Source organism: Schaalia vaccimaxillae DSM 15804 (assembly GCF_000420425.1).
Classification (GTDB): Bacteria; Actinomycetota; Actinomycetes; order Actinomycetales; family Actinomycetaceae; genus Pauljensenia; species Pauljensenia vaccimaxillae.
In genome coordinates this window covers 1-1,167 of the sequence record NZ_ATUX01000004.1, presented here as the reverse complement: position 1 = coordinate 1,167, position 1,167 = coordinate 1, and the positions used below count along the sequence as shown (strand labels likewise).

Below are 1,167 nucleotides of genomic sequence, written 5' to 3'. Positions count from 1 at the left end.
GGATCTCAGTCCTGAGCCTCAGCGTCGGAGTCGATCCGTTTGATCAAGGCCGAAACCTTGTCGCACAAATCAAACAGCGCTACAATGGCAGCAGGAACGGAGATCAGAACCGCGATAATCTCAACCATTATCTTGGCTCCTTTCCTCCATGCCCCCGGCTCTACCCGGGGGCTTTCCTGTTGAGAAGCGGGGTTGCCTCCCAACACCCCTAACTATAGACGGAAACACATCTATAGTCAAGTCGATTAGGCCACCGACCCCGCCGCCTCAACGGCCCTGCGCAGCCGACGTCGATCAGTCGCGACATACCGCTGTGTCGTTGCAACTGACGCATGTCCTAAAAGCCGCTGCACTGCGATTAGATCTCGCGTTTCCTCGTGCGCCACTGTCGCAAATCGATGGCGTAGGGTGTGCAGCGTCCAAGGCTCTGGTAGCACTCGCCGCCCGATCTTCCCGATATGCCGGGGTGTGAGGTGGTCACCAGTAGGGGAGGGGAACGCCCATTGGCGTCGACCAATGAACCGACGCAGCTCCGCAGCCAGCGAATCACTCAGCGGGACGACGCGGACCCTCTCGCCCTTGCCTTGCACGCGCAAACTCCACCCGTCCAGATCCTCGAACAGATCATCGCGGGTGACCTGTGAGATTTCGGCGCGGCGCAGACCAGCCTCCGCAGCCAGGCGAACGATCATCCGTGCTCGATCATCTGCGTGCGCTAGTGCGTCGGCGTAGACGCGCTCAGGCGCGGGTCTGGGAACCGGCGTCGATGGCCGCACAGACGGCAGATCCCCCGTCGGATCTGCATCCGTAATAGCCGCAGCCATTGCCCATGCAAAGAATCCATGCAAACTCGCATAAATGCTTCGCCTTGTCTCACGACTCCATTCATGCGCCGCCGCCCACTCAATCAAATGTGAGGATCGCACAAGCGCAGGAGAACCCACACCCGTCTGCCTCGACATCCTCCGAATGTGCTCACATCGCGTTTCAATCGTCTGAGCCGTCCGACCAGCAACGCGTAACGCTCGCGCCCAACCGTCGACGGCCTCCCGCCAAGCGGGGGTAATCGGTAATTGCTCCACAATTCAGGATGCGCGCCTCAACCGCCGTTCCGCATCCAGATCCACCACTACATCTGTGCGCATGGATGATCCCAACCAGAAGGTT

General features: G+C 59.9%; 3 protein-coding genes. All 3 read right to left on the bottom strand.

Annotation, left to right across the window (positions count from 1 at the left end; genetic code table 11):
• Positions 1 to 5: 5 nt before the first annotated feature.
• Complete coding sequence (locus G439_RS12825) at positions 6 to 128, bottom strand: hypothetical protein (RefSeq protein WP_022867155.1); 123 nt, start codon at positions 126 to 128, stop codon at positions 6 to 8.
• A gap of 117 nt (positions 129 to 245) precedes the next feature.
• Positions 246 to 848, bottom strand: coding sequence for a tyrosine-type recombinase/integrase (locus tag G439_RS0100085; RefSeq protein WP_207382247.1), 603 nt, complete (start codon positions 846 to 848; stop codon positions 246 to 248).
• A gap of 139 nt (positions 849 to 987) precedes the next feature.
• A partial coding sequence (locus tag G439_RS12665) for a hypothetical protein (protein WP_207382246.1) occupies positions 988 to 1,167 on the bottom strand: 180 nt, incomplete at its 5' end.